Raw genomic sequence first — 21874 nt, forward strand, 5'->3', positions numbered from 1 at the left:
AATCGCGCCGACCCCAATGCATCACAAGGATTCGACAATCATGCTGGAAAAGCTGATCGAGCGTGGCATGTATGCCTCGCGCTGGCTGCTGGCGCCGCTGTACTTCGGCCTGAGCCTGACCCTGCTGGCCCTGGTCCTGAAGTTCTTCCAGGAGATCTTCCATGTGCTGCCGCACGTGTTCGACGTGGCGGAGACCGATCTGGTGCTGACCATCCTGTCGTTGATCGACATGGCGCTGGTGGGCGGCCTGCTGGTGATGGTGATGCTCTCGAGCTACGAGAACTTCGTCTCCCAGCTCGACATCGGCGACGACACCGAGAAGCTGGGCTGGCTGGGCAAGATGGATTCGTCGAGTCTGAAGAACAAGGTCGCGGCGTCGATCGTGGCGATCTCGTCGATCCACCTCCTCAAGGTGTTCATGAACGCCAAGAACATCGACGCCGAGCATCTGAAGTGGTACGTGATCCTGCATCTGACCTTCGTGGCCTCGGCCTTCGCGATGGGCATGCTGGACAAGCTCACCAAGCACTGATGGCCGATCCGTTCACCCGCCGCCTGGCCTCGCTGGACGAGGCCGAGGCGGCCATTGCCGAGATTCTGGCCACGCTGGGTGCGGCGGCCGAGGGCTTTCGCGCGCCGCCGCCCGCGCCCACCACCTGCTGCGGGCGCGGCTGCAACGGCTGCGTGTGGGAAGGCTATTACACCGCGCTCGAATTCTGGCGCGAGGACGCCCGCGAGCGCCTCACGGCGGCGGAATGACCCGCCCCGGATTGAGGATGCCCTTGGGGTCGAGCGCCTGCTTGAGGGTGCGCATCAGCGCGATCTCGGCGGCGCTGCGGCAGCGGTCCAGCCAGCCGAGCTTCTCCTGGCCGATGCCGTGTTCGGCCGACACCGCGCCCTGGCGGCGGGTGAGCGGCGCATAGACGAGCGCGTCCGACTGCGCATGGGTGGCGCCGGCCTGTTGGGGCTGGATGAACAGGTGCAGGTTGCCGTCGGCCACATGGCCGAAGATGATCGCCCGCCCCTGCGGCCAGGTGGCGTCCATGGCGGCCAGCACCTCGTCGGCGTAGCCGGCCATCTCGCCGATGGGCAGGCTGACGTCGTAGAGGAAGGTCTCGCGACCGACGAGCATGGCCTCGAAATTCTCCCGGATCTCCCACAGGGCGCGGCGCTCGGCCTCCGACTGCGGCAGCACGGCGTCGTCGATCAGGCCGGCGTCGAGCACGGCCGCCAGCACCGCTTCGAAGCGCGCAGCATCGGCGGTGGTGTCGGCGCCCTCGGCCTCCATGAGCACGTAGAACGGATGGGCGTCGGCCATGGGCGCGCGGTGGCCGCCGGGCGCGGTGGCGGCGCGGTAGTAGAGGTTCCACATCACCTCGAAGGCGCTGAGGGTGCCGGCCATGTCGCGCTGCATGCGGGTGAGCAGTTCGGTCACGGCATCGAAGTCGCGCAACGCCACCAGAGCGGTGTTGCGGCTGGCCGGCAGCGGATGGAGGCGCACCACCACGCGGGTGACCACCCCGAGCGTGCCCTCGGTGCCGATCATGAGCTGCTTGAGGTCGAAGCCGCTGTTGTTCTTGAGCATGTGGTTCATGCTCGAGACGATGGTGCCGTCGGCCAGCACCGCCTCCAGGCCGAGCACCTGCGCGCGCATCATGCCGTAGCGCAGCACGTTGATGCCGCCGGCGTTGGTGGCCACGTTGCCGCCGACGGTGCAGCTGCCGCGCGCGCCCAGGTCGAGGGCGAACAGGCGATCGTGGGCGCGGGCCGCCTCCTGCAGCGCCTGCAGGGTCACGCCCGCCTGCACGGTGGCGGTGCCACCCACCGGGTCGATGGCCTCGATGGCGTTCAGGCGTTCGGTGGACAGCACCAGCTCGCCGGCGCGCGCGTCCGCGCCCTGCGAACAGCCGGTGACGCCGCCCTGGGTCACCACCGCCTGACCGGCGGCGTGGCACAGGCGCAGCACCTCGGCCACCTCGGCGGTGGAAGCGGGGCGCACGATCGCGCGGGCACGGCACGGCGCCGGGTCCCAGTAGCTGGTGGCCCGCGCCGCCACCGCCTCGCCACGGACGAGGCCCGTCTCCCCCACCACGTGGCGGATCGCGTCGATCAATGCATCCATGTCGGTCTCTGCCCTCCCTGCCGGATATCGGTATCGCGAAGGCCCATCCTGCCATGTTCCGGGCCCGATGCCATCGGGAATCGCCCGCCCCCCGGGTTCTGCGCAATGCCGCTTTGCGGCACAATGCCCCGGTCCAACGCATTCCCGGGAACGCTGTTCATGCCCATGCCTGCCCCCGCCTCCGAGGCCACCACGCTGCTGCAACAGGCCCTCGCGGCCATCGAGGCCGATGATCACACCAGCGCGCTGCGCCTGCTCAAGGCCGGCGCCGACGAGCACCCCGACGATGCGCAGATCACCTACTGGCTGGGCGCCGAATATGCCTGCCTGGAGCTGTTCGATGCGGCCGAGGCGGCCCTCGAACGCGCCCTGGCGATCGACCCGGCGCACCACCTGGCCCGCTTTCACCTCGGCCTGCTGATGGTCACCCGCGCCCGCTTCGAGGCCGCCGTGGGGGTGTGGCAGGCGCTCGATGCCTTGCCGGACGGCGCCCCGCTGCGCCACTACAAGCAGGCCTTCGACGCCCTCGCGCAAGACCGCTTCGCGCCGGCACGTCGCGAGATCGACGCCGCCCTGGCGGCCGGCGGCGCCACCGCCGATCTCGACGCCCAGATGCGGCGCCTGCGCGACAGCCTGCCCGCCGCCTGACCGTCCATCCGTTCAGCCGAGAAACACCGGATCGGAGAACACCAGGGTGCCGTCGGCGCGCGCCATGAGGTTGCCCTCGCTGAGGATGTCGGGCCGCACCTGGTAGGCCTCGATGAAGTCCGACAGCGCGCACAGGGCCGCGATCAGCGTGTCCGGCAGTGGCGGCGGCGATTCGATCAGATGAAACAGGGCGATGCGGCCCATGTCGGCCCCCAGACGGGCAAACCCGAGGCAGGCCTGCCAGTAGGCCGTCTGCAGCCGTTCGGCCTGGGCGGCCGCCTCGGCGTGCGCCGCCAGGGGCTCCAGCCGTTCCAGTTCGAGCAGGTGCATGAGGGCGCCGGAGCGCGCCCGCCCGATCACGCCGTGATCGGCGAACACGGTGGGGAAATGGATACCGCGCGGACGATCGTCGGCGGTCAGGAAGAAGTGGTCGGCCGGCGAGCTGACCACCTTGCGCACGCGCGCGCCGTCCGGCAGGGCGAGCACGATGCTGTACTCGCCGCGGCCGATCTCCGGCAGCCCGTCCAGGAGCGGATGCGCGGGCACCGGGTCGGGCAGGCGGATGTCCGCCCGCCCGAACCGCGCACGCGAAAAAGCCATGTCAGCCATGGCCGGAAGCTTAGCCGATGATGTTGTACCCGGCGTCCACGAAATGCACCCCGCCGGTGACCAGCCGGCCGGCGTCGGAGACCAGGAAGGCGGTCAGGGCGCCGATGTCCTCGGGCGTGACCAGCGAATGCATGGGCGAACGCTCCACCGCCGAGGCCATCAGGTCGTCGAAGCGGGCGATGCCGGAGGCGGCGCGGGTCATGAGCGGGCCGGGCGAGACCGCGTTGACGCGGATGTTCTTCTGCCCCAGCTCGCAGGCCATGTAGCGGGTGGCGGCCTCGAGCGCCGCCTTGCACAGCCCCATCACGCCGTAGTGGGGAATGACCTTCTCGGAGCCGAGATAGGTCATGGTGATGAGGGCACCGCCGCCGGCCTTCTCCATGAGGGGCTCGGCGCACTTGGCCATGCGCACGAAGGAGTGGGTGGACACGTCCATGGCGAGCGCAAAGCCGTCCGCCGAGGTGTCGACCACACGGCCGTGCAGGTCGTCGCGCTTGGCGAAGGCCATGCTGTGGATGGCGAAATCGAGCTTGCCGAATGCCCGGTCGATGGTGGCGAAGGTCTCGTCCATGGTCTCCGGGCGGGTCACGTCCATGAGGCACACATGCTCGAGGCCGAGCCGATGCACGACCGGCTCGATGAAGGCGCGGGTCTTCTCGTTCTGGTAGGTGACGACCAGCCGCGCGCCGGCCTCGACGCAGGCCTCGGCGACCCCGGTCGAGATCGATTTTTCATTGGCGATGCCGGTGATCAGGCCAACCTTGCCACTGAGGTCGATGATGGGCTTCATGAATCTCGCTCCTTGCAGGCGGCGCGCGAAAATATCGCAACGCAGCACATTAATGTCACTTTAGAGGCGCCCACTATATGCCGTAATTGGTGACAAGACCATTGAACGATGGCACATTGATCTTGCGCCGCAGCATTTTTGCCGGCGCCTTCGCTGGAGTCTTCCGTTGTCCCATCCCGACACTTACGTGTTCCTCGATTTCGACGGCGTCACCCACCCGTGGCGCGACGTCGAGGATTTCCGCAGCCTGCCCCTGATCGAGCAGGTCGCGCGCGAATTCGACGAGCTGCGTTTCGTCATCACCTCGGACTGGCGCACGCTGTACTCCCTGCCGCGGCTGCGCACCCGTTTTGCCGAGGATGTGCGCGAGCGGGTGATCGGCACCACGCCGCTGATCCTGCCCCGGGCGGGCGGTGGCCTGTACGGCCTGCGCGAACACGAGGCACGCAGCTGGCTTGCCAAGCACGCCCGCCAATCGCAGCGCTGGTTCGCCATCGACGACGCGCCCGGCAACTGGCCCACCCGCGCGCGCCTGATCCTCACCGATTTCAAGCAGGGCTTCATGGACGAGGACGCCGCCCGCATGCGCCAGATGGCGCAGGCGATGCGCGAGGGCGCCTGGGACGAGGCGCAGGCGGACGAGCGCCCCGGCTTCTGGCCACGCTTCGCCTTCGGCGGCGGCCTGGCATGAAAAACGGGCGCCGCGGCGCCCGTGTCCTTTTACGGTGCGACCGCCTCAGGCGGGCACCGCCTCGGTGGGCGCGGACGCCCGGATCAGGTGATCGAAGGCCGACAACGCGGCCTTGGACCCCTCGCCCATGGCGATGATGATCTGCTTGTAGGGCACCGTGGTGGCGTCGCCCGCCGCGAACACGCCGGCCACGCTGGTCTCGCAGCGCGGATTGATCTCGATCTCGCCGAAGCGGGACAGCTCGACCGTGCCCTTGAGCCAGTCGGTGTTCGGGAGCAGGCCGATCTGCACGAACACGCCTTCCAGTTCCACATGGTGGGATTCGCCGTTGTTGCGGTCGGTGTAGGTCAGTCCATTCACCTTGCCGTCGGCACCGGTCACTTCCGTGGTCTGCGCCATGGTGTGGATGGTGACGTTGGGCAGGCTCTTGAGCTTGGCCTGGAGCACCGCGTCGGCGCGCAGCTGTTCGCCGAATTCGAGCAGGGTCACGTGGGCGACGATGCCGGCCAGGTCGATGGCCGCCTCGACGCCGGAGTTGCCGCCCCCGATCACGGCGACACGCTTGCCCTTGAAGAGCGGACCGTCGCAGTGCGGGCAGTAGGCCACGCCCTTGCCGCGGTACTCGCGCTCGCCGGGCACGTTCATCTCGCGCCAGCGCGCACCGGTGGCGATGATCACCGATTTGGCCTTGAGGTGGGCACCGCCGGCCACCTGGATCTCGTTCATCTCACCCGGCACCAGGGCCTCGGCACGGAAGCCGTCCATGACTTCCACGTCGTACTGCTTGACGTGCGCCTCGAGCGCGGCGACGAGCTTGGGCCCTTCGGTCTCCTGCACCGAGATGAAGTTCTCGATGGCCATGGTGTCCATCACCTGACCGCCGAAGCGCTCGGCAAGCACGCCGGTGCGCACGCCCTTGCGCGCCGCGTAGATGGCCGCCGCGGCGCCGGCCGGGCCGCCGCCGACGATGAGCACGTCGAAAGGGTCCTGCTCGGCGAGTTTGGCGGCAGCCCTGGCCTGGGCGCCGGTATCCACCTTGGCGAGGATCTCCTTGAGGTTCATGCGGCCCTGGCCGAATTCCCGGCCGTTCAGATGCACGGTCGGCACCGCGAGGATCTTCTTCTCCTCCACCTCGGCCTGGAACAGGGCACCGTCCACCATGGTGTGGCGCACCTTGGGATTGAGCACCGCCATGAGGTTGAGCGCCTGCACCACCTCCGGGCAATTCTGGCACGACAGCGAGATGTAGGTGACGAACTCGAACTCGCCGTCCAGCGCCCGGATCTGGGCGATGGTGTCCTCGTCCACCTTGGGCGGATGACCGCCGGCCTGCAGCAGCGCGAGCACCAGCGAGGTGAATTCGTGCCCCATGGGGATGCCGGCGAAGCGCACCCCCATGTCGGCGCCGACGCGATTGATGCGGAAGGACGGCTTGCGCTCGGCATCGTCGCGCGATTCGGTCAGCGAAATCAGGGTCGAGAGCTCCGCGATCTCCCTGAGCAGCGCCAGCATCTCGGCGGACTTTTCGCCGCCGTCCACGCTGGCCGTGATCTCGATCGGCAGCTTCAGGTTCTGCAGGTAGGTGGCAAGCTGTTGTTTGAGGTTCGCATCGAGCATGACAGTCCTCGCTTCTCGGCATTCAGGCGTAAAAAAACCCGGCAACCCCGGGCATGGGGAAGAGGTGTCGGAAAAGCGCCCGACAAGCCAGACGCGTTTCCGTCATCCCCTCTGGAGCCCTCGCCGAAGGGGCCGAAAAGGCGCTGGGCCGTCCCAAGCCTTTTCGCCGCCCCCTCGGGGGGCAGGTTGCCGCACCGCGGCAACCGTGGGGGCCGTCAAATCTTGCCGACCAGGTCCAGCGACGGGGCCAGGGTGGCTTCACCCGGGGTCCACTTGGCCGGGCACACTTCGCCCGGATGGGACGCGACGTACTGGGCCGCCTGGATCTTGCGGACCAGTTCCTTGGCGTCACGGCCGATACCCAGATCGTGGATCTCGGCGACCTTGATCTCGCCTTCCGGGTTGATCACGAAGGTGCCGCGCAGGGCCAGGCCCTCTTCCTCGATCATGACCTCGAAGTTGCGCGAGATCGTGCCGGTGGGGTCGCCCAGCATCGGGAACTGGATCTTCTTGATGGTTTCGGAGGCGTCGTGCCAGGCCTTGTGGGTGAAGTGGGTGTCGGTGGACACGGAGTACACTTCCACGCCCATGTCCTTGAGCTGCGCGTAGTTATCGGCGACGTCGCCCAGTTCGGTCGGACACACGAAGGTAAAGTCGGCGGGGTAGAAGAACACCACGGACCACTTGCCCAGCAGATCCTGGTCGGTCACTTCCTTGAAATCGCCGTTGACGTAGGCGGTGGCCTTGAACGGTTTGATTTTGGTGTTGATCAGTTGCGACATTGCATGACTCCTTTGAAGGTTGGTTGCGGGTGTCGTTGAAAGCGTGAGTGCATCGTATTGCAGCGCGCCAAATCAATCCAATTGAACGTGCGAATTTTTGCGATAGGCACACACTATAATGCCCGAATCCATCACGGATGGGGGATCACAGGCACTTGTGACATCATTGACGGGTTACGGTTTCAGCGTTTTGAATGCGAGCGGAATTCATGCCGGTGCACAAAGAGTTTGACCTGATCATCGTCGGCGCGGGGCTGGCCGGTGCCAGCCTGGCGGCGGCGCTGCGCAGCAGCCGCCTGAAGATCGCCGTCGTCGAGTCGCAGCCGCCGGCCGCGGCCCATGGCTGGGATCAGCGCATCTACGCGATCAGCCCGACCAACGCCGACTTCCTCAGCGACATCGGCGCCTGGCAGCATCTGGACACCGCCCGCCTGTGCCCGGTCTACGACATGAAGATCTTCGGCGACGCCGGCGGCGAGCTCGATTTTTCCGCCTACGACTGCGGCCTGCGCGAGCTGGCCTGGATCGTCGAATCGGGCCTGATGCAGCGCGAGCTGTGGGAAACCATCAAGCGCCAGCACAACCTCACCCTGCTGTGCCCGGCCCGGCCGACGGCGCTGGCCACGGACGACGCGGCCGCCACCCTGACCCTGGACGACGGCCGTGTGCTGACGGCAAAGCTGATCGTCGCCGCCGATGGCGCACGCAGCTGGGTCCGCGAGGCCGCCGGCATCGACGCGCGCATCACGCCCTACGAGGAAAAGGGCGTGGTCGCCAACTTCCGCTGCGAGCATCCGCACCGCAACACCGCGTACCAGTGGTTTCGCGAGGACGGCATCCTCGCCTATCTGCCGCTGCCCGAGCAGATGATCTCGATCGTCTGGTCCACACCGAACGACCATGCCGACGCGCTCGCGGCCCTCGACGCGGACGCGCTGTGCGAGCGCGTCGCCGCGGCGGGGCATCACCAGCTGGGCCGGCTCGAGGCGGTCACACCGGCGGCGGCCTTTCCGCTGCGCCTGATGCGCATCGCCGAGCCGGTCGCCCCGCGGGTGGCCCTCATCGGCGATGCCGCCCACGCCATCCATCCGCTGTCGGGCCACGGCATCAACCTCGGCTACCAGGACGCCAAGGCGCTGGCGGACCTGCTCGCCCCCCTGCCCGCCTGGCGCGATCCGGGCGAGGCGGCGCTGCTGGCGGCCTACGCCCGCGCCCGTGCCGAGGAAACCACGCTGCTGCAGAGCACGACCCATGCCCTCAACCGCCTGTTCAAACCCGACAACGGCCTGCTCTCGGGCCTGCGCAACCTCGGGCTGAACCTCACCAACCGCTTGCCGGTCATACGCAACACGCTGGTCCGCTACGCCGTGAGCGGCCATTTCTGACATTTGGAGAAATCGATGAAGCTGAACCCCCTGCGCGCCGCGCTCGCCGCGCTCGCCCTGGTCACCCTGACGGCCCATGCCGGCGAAGCCGAAGTGAAGCAGAAGATGGAGAAATTCCTCGGCGCGCCCGCCGTCAGCTCCGTCAAGGCCACGCCTTACGCCGGCATGTACGAGGTGGTGCTCGATTCGGGCGAGCTGGTCTACACCGACGAGAACGTCGACTACGTGTTCGCCGGCAACATCATCGACGCGGCCACGCGCAAGAACCTCACCCAGGCGCGCAAGAACGAGCTCAACACCATCGATTTCGCCAGCCTGCCGCTCAAGCAGGCGGTCAAGCACGTGCGCGGCAAGGGCGAACGCGTCATCGCCACCTTCGAGGACCCGAACTGCGGTTTCTGCAAGCGCCTGGCCGGTGAGCTGCAGTCGCTCGACAACGTCACCATCTACACCTTCCTCTACCCCATCCTGAGCGCGGATTCGACGCACAAGTCGAAGCAGATCTGGTGTAGCGAAAACCCCGGTGTCGCGTGGATCGACTGGATCGCCGACGGCATCAAGCCGACCGCCTCGCCCGACTGCGACACCCAGGCCATCGATGCCAACGTCAAGCTGGGCGCCAAGCTGCGCGTCGGCGGCACCCCCACCATCTTCCTGTCGGACGGCACCCGCATCGGCGGCTACGTGTCGGCGGACCACCTCGAAGCGGCCATCGCCAAAGCGGAAGCGAAGCGCAAGCAATAAGCCCGCGCCGCACCCCCGACGACGCCCCGCCGCCGCACTGGCCGCGGGGCGTCGTCGTGTGAAGCGGTCTCAGTCCGCCAGTACCCGGCAGAGCCAGCGCTCGACGTCGCGCACCTCCTCCATGACGATGCCGTGCTCGGTGAAATACACCTCCCAGTCGATGGGATAGCCGGCCGCGAGCAGCAGACGGTAGGACTGCTCGGCGAAGGCGCAGGGGATCACGTCGTCGTCGCGCCCGTGGCCCATGAAGATCGGCACCTCGCGATTGGCGTCGGCCGCCTCCGCCGCCAGCGTATCGGCCAGCGGCACATAGGTGGACAAGGCCAGCACCCCGGCGAGCCGCTGCGGGTGGCGCAGCGCCGTATGCAGGGCGATGGCGCCGCCTTGCGAGAACCCCGCCAGCACGATGCGCGCATCCGGCACGCCCCGCGCCCGCTCGCGCGCGACCAAGGCCTCGATCTGTCGCGCCGACTCGATCACACCCTGCGGATCCTCGCGCCGCCGCGAGAAGTCGTGGGACAGGATGTCGTACCAGGCGCGCATCACGTAGCCGCCGTTGATCGTCACCGGCCGTGCCGGCGCATGGGGAAACACGAAACGCGTCGGCGGCAGCGCGCCGACGTCGAACTCGTCCACGATGGGCTCGAAGTCGTGCCCGTCCGCCCCCAGCCCGTGCAGCCAGATCACCGCATGGGTGGGCGTCGATCCGGTTTCGATCTCGACACAGGGCAACAACGCATCCGTCATGGCGGTCTCCTTCAAAAATGCTCCGCTTCGACCCAGCATAGCCCGATGACACGCGAATCGCCCATCGACACCGACAAAAAAGCCCGGCCGATGGCCGGGCTCGATGGGCTGGCGCTTTTCGCCTGCCGCTTACCAGTTGGACTCGCGCTCCGGCGTCGCCGAGATCTGGTGGATGGTCAGGTCGGCCCCTTCGAATTCCTGCTCCGGATCGAGGCGGATGCCGACCAGGGCCTTGATGAGACCATAGACGACGAAGCCGCCCGCGAACGCGAACGCCAGCCCGCTCAGGGTACCCACCAGCTGGGACATGAAGGTCACGCCGCCCATGCCGCCGAAGGACTCGAGGCCGAAGATGCCGGCGGCGATGCCGCCCCAGGCGCCGCACAGCCCGTGCAGCGGCCATACGCCGAGCACGTCGTCGATCTTCCAGCGGTTCTGGGTGAGGGTGAACATCATGACGAACAGCGCCCCGGCGATCACGCCGACCGCCAATGCACCAGCGGGGTGCATGAGATCGGAGCCGGCACACACCGCCACCAGCCCGGCGAGCGGTCCGTTGTGCACGAAGCCCGGATCGTTCTTGCCCAGCACCAGCGCCGCCAGCGTGCCGCCGACCATGGCCATGAGCGAGTTGACCGCCACCAGGCCGCTGATGCCTTGCGCCGTCTGCGCGCTCATCACGTTGAAGCCGAACCAGCCCACGGTCAGGATCCAGGCGCCGAGGGCGAGGAAGGGAATGCTGGACGGCGGATGGGCCGCGATCGCGCCACTCTTGTGATAGCGGCCGCGCCGGGCGCCGAGCAGCAGCACCGCCGCCAGCGCGATCCAGCCGCCCACGGCATGTACCACCACACTGCCGGCGAAATCATGGAACTTGGCGCCGAAACTGGCCTCCAGCCAGGCCTGGTAGCCGTAATTGCCGTTCCAGATCAGGCCTTCGAAGAACGGATAGACCAGCCCCACCAGGGTGGCCGTCGCCGCCAGCTGCGGGTAGAAGCGCGCACGCTCGGCGATGCCACCGGAGATGATGGCCGGGATGGCGGCGGCAAAGGTCAGCAGGAAGAAGAACTTGACCAGCTCGTAGCCGTGACGCTCGTTGAGCACGTGCGCACTGTCGAAGAAACTGATGCCGTAGGCCACCGCATAGCCGACGAAGAAGTACGCCAGGGTGGAGACGGAAAAATCGACCAGGATCTTGACCAGGGCATTGACCTGGTTCTTCTTGCGCACGGTGCCCACTTCGAGGAATGCGAAGCCGGCGTGCATCGCAAGCACCATGATGGCGCCCAACAAGACAAAGAGGACGTCGCTGGACGTCTTGAACTGCTCCATGAGAAGGCTCCGGTTTGCACAATAGGGGAGCATTTAGCAGGTCGCATGCCAGGGCGCACATTGCTTGCATTTCAACAACTTGAAACAAGTGCGCACCACAAGCATGCGGCCGTGCGCACAACTTTGGGGCGCCGATCCAGGAAAAACTCACCATTTTTGTGCAAATAGATTCTCTTGATGCGTCATCACGGTGCCCAGCCGTTGGGCAGCAGCACCCACATTTCCCCTTTTTGGCGCATCCGCCCGGCCTGGGCGCCGGCGGCGTCGCCAAAGCCCCAGTAGTAGTCCGCCCGCACCCCGCCGGTAATCGCGCCGCCGGTGTCCTGGGCCATGACCAGGCGCCGCAAGGGATGCGTGCTGTTCGGCGCCGTGGTGGCGAGAAACACCGGCGCCCCGAGGGGCACCGCGGCGCGATCCACGGCAATGCTGCGCTCGGCCACCAGGGGCACGCCCAGCGCGCCGAGCGGCCCGGCGTCGGAATCGGGCAGCGTGCGGAAGAAGACGAAGGCCGGGTTCTGGTCGAGCAGCTCGCGCAAGCGCGCCGGATGCGCGCGCGCCCAGCGCTGGATGCCCTGCATGGACGCCTGCGAGGCGCTCAGCTCGCCCTGCGCGATGAGCCAGCGACCGATGGACTTGTAGGGATGGCCGTTGTGGTCGGCATAGCCGATGCGCAGGAAACCGCCGTCCGGCAGTGCGATGCGCCCCGAGCCCTGCACCTGGAGGAAGAACAACTCGATCGGATCGTCCGCCCAGGCGATGATGGGCGCCCGGTTCTGCGCCCCCTGGGCGGCCAGTTCGGCCCGCGTCCAGTAAGGCACCAGGCGATTGCCTTCGAGACGGCCGCGCAGGCGCATGTGCTTGAGTTCCGGGTAGATCGCGGCCAGATCCACGGTGATCAGGTCGTCCGGCACGCCGTAGATGGGCCACGCGCTGCGCGCCGTCCGCTTGAGGCTGCCGCGGATCAGGGGCTCGTAGTAGCCGGTGACCAGCCCGGTGCGCGAACCGTCGCCATTGACGATCTGCCACGGGGTGAACTGCGCTTCGAAGTAGGCGCGGATCGCCGCGCGCGACGGCCGCTCGCCCAAGGCCCGCGCGGCCGCGCACACCGCCGTCCAGCGCGGCTGGTCGGCCAGCGCGCGGCAGGAGTTGAGCAGGGCCGGCCACGCGGCTTCCTGGGTGTCCGCGTGCCAGCCGGGCAGCGCGGACCACGTCGCTTGCTCGTAGTGCGGCGGCTGCACCGTCGGCGGGCTGACCGGTGCCGGTGGCGGCGGTGCGGGTGGCGTCACCGGTGCCGGTGCGGGCGGGCACTCGGGAGGCGGCTGGGTCACGCAGGCGCTCACGCCGAGCGCGAGCAGACCGGCCAGGACGGGTCGAAGGGACGGGCGCAGGTTCATGGGCGCAGATCAGTTACACTCGGGCGGGCAAGATTCGCCAGTATAGCGGCGCGCCGGATATCGCCGCGCCGGCCCCAACCGAACGGAGAACGCGGTCCATGTGGATCATCCTGCTGGAAGCCGGCGTCGCGCTGGCGCTGCTGCTGATCATCGTCTGGGCCACCCGGCCGAGAAAGAACCCGAACGACCATGACGAACAAGACTCCTGACCTCGCCGCCTTCCTGGCGCGCATCGAACGCACCCTCGACCGTCTCGACGCCTGGCTGCCGGCGCCGCCGAGTGCGCCGGACTGGGACAGCGCGGTGGCCTTCCGCTGGCACCGACGCGGCAACCAGGCCCGCCTCGAGGCCATTCCCCATCCGCACCTGATCCGGGTCGAAGACCTGCAGGACGTGGACGATCAGGTCGAGCGCCTCGACGCCAACACGCGCCAGTTCGTGCGCTGCCGCCGCGCCAACAACGCCCTGCTCACCGGCGCGCGCGGCACCGGCAAGTCCTCCCTCGTCAAGGCCATGCTGGCGCGCTACCACGGCGACGGCCTGCGCCTGATCGAGGTGGACAAGCAGGACCTGATGGATCTGCCCGAGATCGTCGAGCTGGTGCGCGCGCGGCCCGAGCGCTTCGTGCTGTTCTGCGACGACCTCTCCTTCGAAGACGCGGAGCCCGCCTACAAGGCGCTCAAGAGCGTGCTCGACGGCTCGCTCGCCGCGGTGCCGGACAACGTCATCATCTACGCCACCTCCAACCGCCGCCACCTGATGCCCGAATACCACGCCGAGAACCTGGAAGCGCGCAACATCGACGGCGAGGTGCATCCGGGCGAGGCCACGGAGGAGAAGATTTCGCTCTCCGAGCGCTTCGGCCTGTGGCTGTCCTTCTACCCCTTCGGCCAGGACGCCTATCTGGACATCGTTCATCACTGGCTCGGCGAATTCGGCGTGTCCGCCGCGAAGATCGACAAGGCGCGCACCGAAGCCCTCCAGTGGGCGCTGATGCGCGGCTCGCGCAGCGGCCGGGTCGCCTGGCAGTTCGCCCGCGACTACGCGGGCCGGCACGCCCCGCGAGGCAAGCGATGAAGAAGCGCGTGGAAGTGGCGGCCGCCGTCATCACCCGGCCCGACGGCCGGTTCCTGCTCGGCCAGCGCGCCCCCGGCACCTTCTACCCGGGCTACTGGGAGTTCCCCGGCGGCAAGGTGGAACCCGGCGAGGACGCCCGCGCCGCGCTGGTGCGCGAGCTGGACGAGGAGCTGGGCATCACCGCGCACACCTGCTGGCCCTGGCTGATGCGCGAGCACGACTACGAACATGCCAACGTGCGCCTGCACTTCTTCGAGGTGCCTGAGTGGTCTGGCACCGTCAACGACCATGTGCACAGCGCCCTCGAATGGCAGCAGGCCGACCACCTGACCGTCGCCCCCATGCTGCCGGCCAACGGCCCCATCCTCAAGGCCCTGCAACTGCCCCGCGAAATGGCGATCACCGATGCCGCCCGCCTGGGGCTGGACGCACAGCTGGCGGCAGTGGACGCCGCCCTCGCCCGCGGCGTGCGGCTCATCCAGGTGCGCGACGGCACGCTGCCGGCCGAGGCACGCGCGCAGCTGGCGCGTGCGATCGTCGCCCGCGCCCATGCGGCGGGCGCACTCGTTCTGATCAATGGCGACGCGGCGCTGGCCGAAGCGGTCGGCGCCGACGGCGTGCATCTGCGCGAGGACCAGCTCGTCGGGCTGTCCGCACGTCCGGACTTCCCCTGGGTCGGCGCCGCCTGCCACTCGCGCGCCTCGCTCGAATCGGCCGCCGCGCTCGGCCTCGACTACGCCGTGCTCGGCCACGTGCTGCCCACCCCTTCGCATCCGGACCGCCCCGCCATCGGCTGGGACGCCTTTACCCACCTGGTCACGCATCTGTCGATCCCGGTGTTTGCCATCGGCGGGCTCGATGCCTCGCACCTGCGCGAGGCGCGCGCCGCCGGCGCCCACGGCATCGCCGCCATCCGCGGGAGCTGGAGCGCCTGAGCCCATGGACACCGCGCAGCTGCCCACGACCGACGAGGCCCGCGAGCAGCTGCTCGACGCCCTCGAGCATCCCGATACCGGCCAGCTGCCCGCGCTGATCGCCCGCTGGCACCCGGCGCTCATCGCCGACGCGGTCGAAGCGCTGCCACGGGACATGCGCCACACCCTGTGGGACCGGCTGGACGCGATCGACCGGGGCCAGGTGTTGATCGAAGTCGGCCGCGGGGTGCGCCAGCAACTGATCGACGAGGCCGCCCAGGACGAACTGCTCGCCGCCCTGGCGACCCTCGAGATGGACGAGCTGGCCGATCTGGACGCGGACCTGCCGGTCTCCGTGCTCGACGCCATGGTGCGCGCCATGGACGTACAGCGCCGCGAGCGCTACGAGCGGGTCAAGCGCTATCCCGACGACACCGCCGGCGGTCTCATGGACGTGGACGCGGCCGCGGTGCGCGGCGACGTCAGCCTCAAGGCGGTGCTGCGCTACCTGCGCCAGGTGCGCAAGCGCGACGGCAAACTGCCCGAGCACATGGACAGCCTGGTGGTGGTGGACCGGCAGAACCGCTACCTGGGCATGCTCCGGCTCAGCGACCTGGTCTCGCACAAATCCACCGCCATCGTCAGCCACCTCATGGACGCCGAAGCGCCGGCCATCCAGGTGGGCACCCCGGATACCCGCGTGGCGCGCCTGTTCGAGGATCGCGACCTGATGTCGGCCGCGGTGGTGGACGACGACGGCCACCTGCTCGGGCGCATCACCATCGACGACGTGGTGGACGTCATGCGCGCCGAGGCCGACGGCGAGGTCATGCGCCGCGCCGGCCTCGGCGAAGACACCGACATGTTCGCGCCGGTGCTCTCCAACGCGGCCCGGCGCGCCGTGTGGCTGGGCGTCAACCTCATCAACGCCTTCGTCGCCGCCTGGGTGATCGGCCTGTTCGAGGCCTCCATCGACCAGGTCGTCGCCCTCGCGGTACTCATGCCGGTGGTTGCCAGCATGGGCGGTGTCGCCGGCAACCAGACCCTCACCCTGGTCACCCGCGCCATCGCCCTCGACCAGATCGGCCGCGGCAACGCCATGGCGCTGCTGTTCCGCGAAGTGGCCTCGGGCCTGCTCAACGGCGCCTTCTGGGCGATCGTCGTCGCCGTCGTCGCCACCGCCTGGTTCGGCAACACCCAGCTGGGCATCGTGTTCGGCTGCGCGCTGCTCATCAACCTGATCACCGGCGCCACCGCCGGCACCCTGGTGCCCTTGCTGCTCGAACGCCTCGGCATCGACCCGGCCCTGGCCGGCGGCGTGCTCCTGACCGCCGCGACCGACGTGGTCGGCTTCTTCAGCTTCCTCGGGCTGGCGACGCTGTTCCTGCTCTGAGCGCCATGGCCGGACACGACATGAAAACCGGCGCAAGAAGCGCCGGTCGGGACATGCGGTCGGGCGGACGGGGTCAGTCGTCGCCGAATTCCTCGGACATGCCGTCGGGTGGCTTGGCCGCCGGGATGCGGTAGCTCTCGGAGGCCCAGGCCCCCAGGTCGATCTGGCGACAGCGCTCGGAGCAGAACGGGCGGTAGGGGTTGTCCGGTCGCCATTCCACCTCCTTGCGGCAGGTGGGGCATTTGACGATGCGGACCTTGTCTTGGGCGCGGGTCACGAGAGTCTCACAGGTTGCAGACGGTCAGCTCGAACTCCACATCGTCGGTCACCTGACGCGGCCGTCCGGCCGGCTCCGGAGTCATGAAGCGGACATTGAGCACGTATTTGTTGGCGCTGATCTCCGGCGCCGCGTTGAGGCGATGGGCGACGCACACCCGCACCAGCTGCATCGGACGCCCCCCCAGCATGACCTGGTACATGCCGCGCTGCGCCAGCTGCATCTCGGGGCGGCCACTGGCGCGCAGCAGGCGCAGGACGATGGCGATGCCTTCGCGGATCGGCATGAGCGGGCGCAGCCAGCCTTCGAGGTCGCGCCGGCGCGCTTCCGGATCGCGGGCCTGCCAGTGATGGTAGGACGGCAGGTCGAACTGGCAGGCGCCCCCCGGCATCGAGGCACGACTGCGGATACCCATCAGCCAGTCGTTCTCGCGCAGGTAGTGGCCGATCTTGCCGGGCACCGAGAGCAGGCCGGAGGAAGCCTGTTCGATCTCGTAGAGAGCGCCCGACAGGGCTTCGGGCGAGATGTCGGGGTTGTCGCGGAATGCCAGCAGGGTCTGGCGCTGGCGCTCCAGCTCCTGCACCAGATCCACCTTGAGATCGGCCCGGCTGGCCACTTCGAGCAGCTCGAAGATGGACTGCAGCACCTGATGGTGGTCCATCGGCGAGTCGCCACGATGGAAGTGCCCGATTCGGGCAAAGAGATCTTCAAGTCGAAGGAGGGTTCGAATGCGTTCGTTGAGTGGGTACTCGAAATCTATCACCAGGCGCGCCCGTTCAAATGTGCCTCCCCCGCAATTGCAGGATGATAGCACAGGGATTTCACGCGCTCGCCAGCTGCAGATAGCGCTGGTGAAGGGTGTCCACCTGGCGCTCCAGAACGGTCAGATCGCCGCTGTTGTCGATGACATCGTCCGCAACCGCCAGGCGCGCCTCACGACCGGCCTGGGCCGCCATGATGGCGCGCACCTGGGCTTCGGGCAGGCCGGAGCGGGCCATGACGCGCGCCCGCTGCACCGCCTCCGGGCAGTCCACCACGACGATCCGGTCGCAGCGCTCGCGATAGCGTCCGGACTCGACCAGCAGCGGCACCACGAGGACCACGTAGGGCGCCTGCGCCGCCCGGCACTGGCGGTCGCTCTCGGCACGGATCATGGGATGGAGGATGGCCTCGAGGCGGGCCCGCTCGGCCGGGGCATCGAACACCCGGTCGCGCATGGCGCGGCGGTCGAGCCCGCCATCGGCATCGATCACCGCCTCCCCGAACGCCTCGCGGATGGCCGCCATGGCGGCGCCACCGGGCCCGGTGAGCGCATGGGCAATCACATCGGTGTCGACGATCGCGGCGCCCCGCTCACCGAAGCGGGCGGCGGCCGCACTCTTGCCGCTGCCGATGCCGCCGGTGAGGCCGACCACCCATGCCGGACGGGTCACGGGCGGCAGTCCAGACGGCTGGCCTTGGGCACGCGACTGCTCCAGTCGCTGGCCCAGCCGGTGAGTGCTTCGGCGGGACCGCGCACCTCGACCCGGTGGCTGGTCTGCCCGCGCTCCTCGATCTGCACGCCGGTCACCCCCTTGGCTTCGAGTCGCCGACGTTGCTCGGCGGCCGACTCGGCCGACTTGAACAACCCGAGCGAGATGGCGAACGGCCGCGCGCCGCGCTCGCCGATGGCGAACAGGTCGCTCACGCCGTGCGTGCGCAGTTCGGCCACCTTGCGATCGGCGGCCTCACGACTGCCCTGCGAGGGCAGATGCACCCACCAGGAGGTCACCGCCACGGAGGTGATGTCCTTGGCCTCGAAACCGGCCTGCGCCAGCGCATCGCCCATCACCAACGCGGCCGCTTCGTCGTCGAGCTCCGCGAAGGCCACGCAGGCGGGCGGCGCCGGGGCGTCGGGCGGCTCGGCCGTCACGGCAGGCTCAGCAACGGCATCGGGGACAGGTGGCGGCGCCGCGGTTTCGGCGGTCTCGGGGGCGGCGTCCGCGGCATCCACGGCCGGCGGCTCGACAGCCGGCGGTTCGGCGGCCGGCGTCGGGGCCGGCGGCGCGGGCGTGGCGACCGGCATCGGCGCCTCCTTGTCGAGCAGGCGGATCCGCGCCGGTTGCAACTGGTTGGTCAAGCGCTCCGGCTCGCCGCGGCCACCGCCCTGCCCCAGCCAGCCCTCCCAGGCCGCCAGCATCAGGGTGTTGATGAGAATCAGCAGGATGACGAGAAAACGCAGGAATGCCACGGGGTTACCTCATGCGGACCGGGGACGGCGATCTCCTTGGACCATCCCGGCGGCATCTTAGCCGGTTCGGCGCTTCATCGGAACCCGCGGGCACAGCCGGCTACCCGCACGCCCTCGAGCACCAGGTTGTCCACCAGCCGACACGGAATGCCCAGCAGCGGCATCACCATCGGCGCGGCGCCACCATTGATGAGGCACACCGCGCCGGACTCGCCCGACAGGTAGCGGAACATCCGTTCGATGGCGCCGGCCTGCGCATGCAGGCAGCCCATATGGATGGCGTCGGCGGTGCGGGTGGGCAGCCGCGCCATGCTCCCCTCGACCAGCGGCAATTGCGCGGTATTGCCGGCGAGCGCGCGCTTCATGAGCTCGACTCCCGGCACAATCAGGCCACCAGCGAAACGGCCGTCACCCATCAACACGTCGATGGTCGTCGCAGTGCCGGCGGTGACCACCAGCGCGGCCCCCTGCTGCAGGTGCCAGGCGCCCACCAGGGCCGCCCACCGATCGGCGCCGAGTTGGGCGGGGTCGTCATACCCGTTGCGCACGCCACAGCAGGCCGCCTCGGGGGTCCACCAGCGCAGGGGCACGGTCCAGGATCGAAGCGCCTCGGTCACCCGCGCGGCAACACCCTCGCCCGCCACGTTGACGCCGAACGCGGCGTCGAGGCCACCGACCGGCGGCAGCACGGCACCGAGATCCCACGGTTCATCATGGCTGAACGCGCCCTGGGCCACCCACGCGTCGTGGTCGATCAGGCCCCATTTGAGCCGGCTGTTGCCAGCATCGAGCAGCAACTTCATTGCGCCGGCCGCAGGGAGATATCGCCGGCCAGGATCCGCTGTTCGCCGGTATCGGTGAGGATGCGCAGGGCGCCGTCGGAATCGACACCGAGACAGGTGCCGGTGACGGCGGCCTGTTCGCCGATGAGCGCGACCGGGAGGTCGGCGAAGGCGTTGCGCTGGTTCCAGGCGTGCACGAACGCACCGAAGCCGGCCTGGGCGTAGGTTTCGTAAAGCTCGCGCTGAGCGACGAGCAGGCGGGCCAGCAGGGCTTCGGCGGTCGGCGGCACCTCCATGACATCGGCCAGGGCGATCACATCGGGTCGGTCGGGCACCGTCGCCCCGTCCGGCAGGCACCGGTTGATGCCGATGCCGATGACCGCCTCGAGATGGGCGCCGCAACGGCACAGCTCGACCAGGATGCCACCGACTTTTCGCCCATGGATCTGCAGGTCGTTGGGCCACTTGAGTTCGATGCCCGGCACCTCCAGCGCTTCGAGCGCCCGGGCCGCCGCGAGACCGGCCACCAGCGACAGGCCAGCCGGCACCGCCGCGCCGGGAGCAAAGCGCCAGCGCGCGGAAAAGGTCAGGCTCGCCCCGGGCCAGGCATGCCAGGCGCGCGCGCGGCGGCCGCGTCCGGCGGTCTGGTGATCGCACACCAGGACCGGCACCCGCGCATCGGGCGCGGGCGCCGCGACCATGAGTTCGGCATTGGTGGATGTGCACTGCGCGCGCACATCGAGGGTGAAATGAGCGGCCTCGGCGCCCAGCGCCTGCCGCAGTCGGTCGCGATCGATCATCAACGGGCGGCCGCGACACGGGTCGCGGCCGGCGGTCAAAACGGCATTATGGCCGAATCGGCGCTGCGACGCATGCCCGCCGGGCACCACCCCGGGTCAGCCGCCCACCGACGAATCCTTGTCCTCGCGCGGGGTGTCGAGCCCCAGCTCCTGGATCTTGCGGGTGATGGTGTTGCGCCCGATGCCGAGCAGCTGGGCCGCTTCGATCCGGCGCCCCCCGGTGCTCTCGAGAGCGCGTTCGATGAGGGTACGCTCGAAGGCACGGTTGAGCTTTTCATACACCTCGCCCGGCGCCGCCCCGAGCATGCGATCGGCCTCGTGACCGAGCGCGGTGCACCAGTCGCCGCCGCTGGCCGCCTCGGCGGGTGCCGCCTCGCGGAACTCGACCGGAAGATCGGCCACCTCCACCACCTGCCCGGGCGCCATGACGGTGAGCCAGTGACACAGGTTCTCGAGCTGGCGCACGTTGCCCGGGAAGGTCTGGCCCTGCAGGTGACGCAGCGCGGCGGTGGAGATGCGCTTGGCTTCGACATCCAGCTCGCGGGCGCTCTTCTTGAGGAAGTGCTGTACCAGCAGCGGGATGTCCTCGCGCCGCTCGCGCAGGGGCGGCAGGCGCAGGCGGATGACGTTGAGGCGGTGGTAGAGATCTTCGCGGAACAGCCCGTCACGCACCCGGATCTCGAGATCCTGGTGGGTGGCGGCGATAACGCGCACGTTGGCGCGGATCGGCTGATGGCCGCCGACACGGTAGAAGTGACCGTCGGAGAGCACGCGCAGCAGCCGGGTCTGCAGTTCGGCGGGCATGTCGCCGATCTCGTCCAGGAACAGGGTCCCGTTCTCGGCCTGCTCGAAGCGGCCGCGGCGCTGCGCGGTGGCCCCGGTGAAGGCGCCGCGTTCGTGGCCGAACAGTTCGGACTCGAGCAGATCGCGCGGAATGGCCGCGGTGTTGATGGCGATGAAGGGAGCCTCGCGGCGCGGGCTGTGCCGGTGCAGGGCGCGCGCCACCAGCTCCTTGCCGGTGCCGGACTCGCCGTTGATGAGCACCGTGGCGTGCGACTGCGCAAGCCGGCCGATGGCGCGGAACACCTCCTGCATGGCCGGGGCCTGGCCGAGGATTTCCGGCGTCAGCACCGTGTCGTCGGCGTCGACAGCGCTCTCCTCGCCTTGCTCGATGGCGCGACGCACCAGCCCCATGGCCTGCTCCAGATCGAAGGGCTTGGGCAAGTATTCGAACGCGCCGCCCTGAAAGGCGGAGACAGCACTGTCCAGATCGGAGTAGGCGGTCATGATGATGACCGGCATGGACGGGAACCGGGCCTTCGCCTTCTGCAGCAGCGACAGCCCCGATTCGCCCGGCATGCGGATATCCGAGACCAGCACCTTGGGGGGACGGGTCACCTGCTCCAGCGCCGCGCCGGCCTCGACCGCCGACTCGAAACTGCGGTGCGAAATATTCTCGCGCGCCAGGGCCTTTTCGAGCACCCAGCGAATCGAGCGGTCATCATCGACAATCCAGACTGTTTCCATTTTTATGCACTAT

24 protein-coding genes are annotated in these 21874 nt (G+C 68.8%); 9 read left to right on the plus strand and 15 right to left on the minus strand.

What is annotated here, in order from left to right:
* Positions 1-40 precede the first annotated feature (40 nt).
* Both G3580_RS15160 and G3580_RS15165 read left to right on the plus strand, forming a co-directional pair.
* Complete coding sequence (locus tag G3580_RS15160; protein WP_217424506.1) at positions 41-532, plus strand: TIGR00645 family protein; 492 nt, start codon at positions 41-43, stop codon at positions 530-532.
* Positions 532-759 (plus strand): oxidoreductase-like domain-containing protein, encoded by a 228-nt coding sequence (locus G3580_RS15165; protein WP_173766893.1) that lies wholly within the window; start codon positions 532-534, stop codon positions 757-759. The genes G3580_RS15160 and G3580_RS15165 overlap by 1 nt, the downstream gene beginning before the upstream one ends.
* On the opposite strand, the gene G3580_RS15170 is transcribed toward G3580_RS15165, so the two are convergent.
* Positions 743-2122 carry an FAD-binding oxidoreductase gene (locus G3580_RS15170; RefSeq protein ID WP_173766895.1) on the minus strand — a complete coding sequence of 460 codons (1380 nt, stop codon included), beginning with the start codon at positions 2120-2122 and terminating at the stop codon, positions 743-745. The two genes, G3580_RS15165 and G3580_RS15170, sit on opposite strands and share 17 nt — an antisense overlap.
* Before the next feature lie 159 nt (positions 2123-2281).
* Between G3580_RS15170 and G3580_RS15175 the strand changes: the two genes are divergently transcribed.
* Complete coding sequence (locus G3580_RS15175) at positions 2282-2770, plus strand: tetratricopeptide repeat protein (RefSeq protein WP_173766897.1); 489 nt, start codon at positions 2282-2284, stop codon at positions 2768-2770.
* 12 nt (positions 2771-2782) lie between these two features.
* Here the strand turns inward: G3580_RS15175 and G3580_RS15180 are convergent, their stop codons facing one another.
* Positions 2783-3379: a hypothetical protein gene (locus G3580_RS15180; protein ID WP_173766899.1), complete on the minus strand. Its 597-nt coding sequence runs from the start codon at positions 3377-3379 to the stop codon at positions 2783-2785.
* A 10-nt stretch (positions 3380-3389) separates the two neighbouring features.
* Positions 3390-4169, minus strand: coding sequence for an enoyl-ACP reductase FabI (fabI, locus tag G3580_RS15185; protein WP_173766901.1), 780 nt, complete (start codon positions 4167-4169; stop codon positions 3390-3392).
* A 166-nt stretch (positions 4170-4335) separates the two neighbouring features.
* On the opposite strand from fabI, the gene G3580_RS15190 reads away from it, so the two are divergent.
* The gene (locus G3580_RS15190) at positions 4336-4860 is read left to right on the plus strand and encodes an HAD domain-containing protein (RefSeq protein ID WP_173766903.1); all 525 of its coding nucleotides are present in this window, start codon (positions 4336-4338) and stop codon (positions 4858-4860) included.
* Between the two features lie 45 nt (positions 4861-4905).
* Here the strand turns inward: G3580_RS15190 and ahpF are convergent, their stop codons facing one another.
* Together ahpF and ahpC are read right to left on the minus strand one after the other, a co-directional pair.
* Positions 4906-6477: an alkyl hydroperoxide reductase subunit F gene (ahpF, locus tag G3580_RS15195; RefSeq protein WP_173766905.1), complete on the minus strand. Its 1572-nt coding sequence runs from the start codon at positions 6475-6477 to the stop codon at positions 4906-4908.
* A 215-nt stretch (positions 6478-6692) separates the two neighbouring features.
* Positions 6693-7259 (minus strand): alkyl hydroperoxide reductase subunit C, encoded by a 567-nt coding sequence (ahpC, locus tag G3580_RS15200; RefSeq protein WP_173766907.1) that lies wholly within the window; start codon positions 7257-7259, stop codon positions 6693-6695.
* A gap of 215 nt (positions 7260-7474) precedes the next feature.
* Here ahpC and G3580_RS15205 point away from each other — a divergent pair, with 215 nt between their 5' ends.
* Together G3580_RS15205 and G3580_RS15210 are read left to right on the plus strand one after the other, a co-directional pair.
* Positions 7475-8644, plus strand: a complete 1170-nt coding sequence (locus tag G3580_RS15205; RefSeq protein WP_228720685.1) for a UbiH/UbiF family hydroxylase — start codon at positions 7475-7477, stop codon at positions 8642-8644.
* 15 nt (positions 8645-8659) lie between these two features.
* The gene (locus G3580_RS15210; RefSeq protein WP_173766911.1) at positions 8660-9388 is read left to right on the plus strand and encodes a DsbC family protein; all 729 of its coding nucleotides are present in this window, start codon (positions 8660-8662) and stop codon (positions 9386-9388) included.
* A 69-nt stretch (positions 9389-9457) separates the two neighbouring features.
* Here G3580_RS15210 and G3580_RS15215 read toward each other — a convergent pair whose 3' ends face one another.
* From G3580_RS15215 to mltA, 3 genes are all read right to left on the minus strand, one after another.
* Positions 9458-10135 carry an alpha/beta hydrolase gene (locus G3580_RS15215; protein ID WP_173766913.1) on the minus strand — a complete coding sequence of 226 codons (678 nt, stop codon included), beginning with the start codon at positions 10133-10135 and terminating at the stop codon, positions 9458-9460.
* A gap of 129 nt (positions 10136-10264) precedes the next feature.
* The gene (locus G3580_RS15220) at positions 10265-11467 is read right to left on the minus strand and encodes an ammonium transporter (RefSeq protein WP_173766915.1); all 1203 of its coding nucleotides are present in this window, start codon (positions 11465-11467) and stop codon (positions 10265-10267) included.
* A gap of 185 nt (positions 11468-11652) precedes the next feature.
* Complete coding sequence (gene mltA / locus G3580_RS15225) at positions 11653-12861, minus strand: murein transglycosylase A (protein ID WP_173766917.1); 1209 nt, start codon at positions 12859-12861, stop codon at positions 11653-11655.
* Between the two features lie 189 nt (positions 12862-13050).
* Between mltA and G3580_RS15230 the strand changes: the two genes are divergently transcribed.
* Genes G3580_RS15230 through mgtE form a run of 3 tightly spaced genes read left to right on the plus strand, consistent with a single transcriptional unit; the run spans position 13051 to position 16245 of the window.
* Complete coding sequence (locus G3580_RS15230) at positions 13051-13938, plus strand: ATP-binding protein (RefSeq protein ID WP_173766919.1); 888 nt, start codon at positions 13051-13053, stop codon at positions 13936-13938.
* Positions 13935-14873, plus strand: coding sequence for a Nudix family hydrolase (locus G3580_RS15235; protein ID WP_173766921.1), 939 nt, complete (start codon positions 13935-13937; stop codon positions 14871-14873). The genes G3580_RS15230 and G3580_RS15235 overlap by 4 nt, the downstream gene beginning before the upstream one ends.
* Before the next feature lie 4 nt (positions 14874-14877).
* Complete coding sequence (gene mgtE, locus G3580_RS15240) at positions 14878-16245, plus strand: magnesium transporter (RefSeq protein ID WP_173766923.1); 1368 nt, start codon at positions 14878-14880, stop codon at positions 16243-16245.
* Between the two features lie 73 nt (positions 16246-16318).
* On the opposite strand, the gene yacG is transcribed toward mgtE, so the two are convergent.
* The 7 genes from yacG to ntrC all read right to left on the minus strand — a co-directional run bounded on the left by yacG (position 16319) and on the right by ntrC (position 21861).
* Positions 16319-16522, minus strand: coding sequence for a DNA gyrase inhibitor YacG (gene yacG, locus G3580_RS15245; RefSeq protein ID WP_173766925.1), 204 nt, complete (start codon positions 16520-16522; stop codon positions 16319-16321).
* A 7-nt stretch (positions 16523-16529) separates the two neighbouring features.
* Positions 16530-17285 (minus strand): cell division protein ZapD, encoded by a 756-nt coding sequence (gene zapD, locus G3580_RS15250; RefSeq protein WP_173766927.1) that lies wholly within the window; start codon positions 17283-17285, stop codon positions 16530-16532.
* A 58-nt stretch (positions 17286-17343) separates the two neighbouring features.
* Entirely contained in the window at positions 17344-17955 is a 612-nt protein-coding gene (coaE, locus tag G3580_RS15255; protein ID WP_173766929.1) for a dephospho-CoA kinase, read from the minus strand.
* Positions 17952-18752: an SPOR domain-containing protein gene (locus G3580_RS15260; RefSeq protein ID WP_173766931.1), complete on the minus strand. Its 801-nt coding sequence runs from the start codon at positions 18750-18752 to the stop codon at positions 17952-17954. The genes coaE and G3580_RS15260 overlap by 4 nt, the downstream gene beginning before the upstream one ends.
* Positions 18753-18826: 74 nt before the next feature.
* On the minus strand, positions 18827-19555 hold the full coding sequence (locus G3580_RS15265) for a type III pantothenate kinase (RefSeq protein WP_173766933.1): 729 nt from the start codon (positions 19553-19555) through the stop codon (positions 18827-18829).
* Positions 19552-20334 carry a biotin--[acetyl-CoA-carboxylase] ligase gene (locus tag G3580_RS15270; protein ID WP_173766935.1) on the minus strand — a complete coding sequence of 261 codons (783 nt, stop codon included), beginning with the start codon at positions 20332-20334 and terminating at the stop codon, positions 19552-19554. The genes G3580_RS15265 and G3580_RS15270 overlap by 4 nt, the downstream gene beginning before the upstream one ends.
* Positions 20335-20430: 96 nt before the next feature.
* Entirely contained in the window at positions 20431-21861 is a 1431-nt protein-coding gene (ntrC, locus tag G3580_RS15275) for a nitrogen regulation protein NR(I) (protein WP_173766937.1), read from the minus strand.
* Positions 21862-21874 lie beyond the last annotated feature (13 nt).

Origin of the sequence: Nitrogeniibacter mangrovi (genome assembly GCF_010983895.1) — a bacterium.
GTDB classification, from domain to species: domain Bacteria; phylum Pseudomonadota; class Gammaproteobacteria; order Burkholderiales; family Rhodocyclaceae; genus Nitrogeniibacter; species Nitrogeniibacter mangrovi.

Excerpts from the sequence above, each read along its gene's own strand:
- G3580_RS15160 (WP_217424506.1), top strand. The coding sequence starts at position 41 with ATGCTGGAAAAGCTGATCGAGCGTGGCATGTATGCCTCGCGCTGGCTG.
- G3580_RS15165 (WP_173766893.1), top strand. The coding sequence starts at position 532 with ATGGCCGATCCGTTCACCCGCCGCCTGGCCTCGCTGGACGAGGCCGAG.
- G3580_RS15170 (WP_173766895.1), bottom strand. The coding sequence starts at position 2,122 with ATGGATGCATTGATCGACGCGATCCGCCACGTGGTGGGGGAGACGGGC.
- G3580_RS15175 (WP_173766897.1), top strand. The coding sequence starts at position 2,282 with ATGCCCATGCCTGCCCCCGCCTCCGAGGCCACCACGCTGCTGCAACAG.
- G3580_RS15180 (WP_173766899.1), bottom strand. The coding sequence starts at position 3,379 with ATGGCTGACATGGCTTTTTCGCGTGCGCGGTTCGGGCGGGCGGACATC.
- fabI (WP_173766901.1), bottom strand. The coding sequence starts at position 4,169 with ATGAAGCCCATCATCGACCTCAGTGGCAAGGTTGGCCTGATCACCGGC.
- ahpF (WP_173766905.1), bottom strand. The coding sequence starts at position 6,477 with ATGCTCGATGCGAACCTCAAACAACAGCTTGCCACCTACCTGCAGAAC.
- ahpC (WP_173766907.1), bottom strand. The coding sequence starts at position 7,259 with ATGTCGCAACTGATCAACACCAAAATCAAACCGTTCAAGGCCACCGCC.
- G3580_RS15210 (WP_173766911.1), top strand. The coding sequence starts at position 8,660 with ATGAAGCTGAACCCCCTGCGCGCCGCGCTCGCCGCGCTCGCCCTGGTC.
- G3580_RS15215 (WP_173766913.1), bottom strand. The coding sequence starts at position 10,135 with ATGACGGATGCGTTGTTGCCCTGTGTCGAGATCGAAACCGGATCGACG.
- G3580_RS15220 (WP_173766915.1), bottom strand. The coding sequence starts at position 11,467 with ATGGAGCAGTTCAAGACGTCCAGCGACGTCCTCTTTGTCTTGTTGGGC.
- mltA (WP_173766917.1), bottom strand. The coding sequence starts at position 12,861 with ATGAACCTGCGCCCGTCCCTTCGACCCGTCCTGGCCGGTCTGCTCGCG.
- G3580_RS15230 (WP_173766919.1), top strand. The coding sequence starts at position 13,051 with ATGACGAACAAGACTCCTGACCTCGCCGCCTTCCTGGCGCGCATCGAA.
- G3580_RS15235 (WP_173766921.1), top strand. The coding sequence starts at position 13,935 with ATGAAGAAGCGCGTGGAAGTGGCGGCCGCCGTCATCACCCGGCCCGAC.
- mgtE (WP_173766923.1), top strand. The coding sequence starts at position 14,878 with ATGGACACCGCGCAGCTGCCCACGACCGACGAGGCCCGCGAGCAGCTG.
- G3580_RS15265 (WP_173766933.1), bottom strand. The coding sequence starts at position 19,555 with ATGAAGTTGCTGCTCGATGCTGGCAACAGCCGGCTCAAATGGGGCCTG.
- G3580_RS15270 (WP_173766935.1), bottom strand. The coding sequence starts at position 20,334 with ATGATCGATCGCGACCGACTGCGGCAGGCGCTGGGCGCCGAGGCCGCT.
- ntrC (WP_173766937.1), bottom strand. The coding sequence starts at position 21,861 with ATGGAAACAGTCTGGATTGTCGATGATGACCGCTCGATTCGCTGGGTG.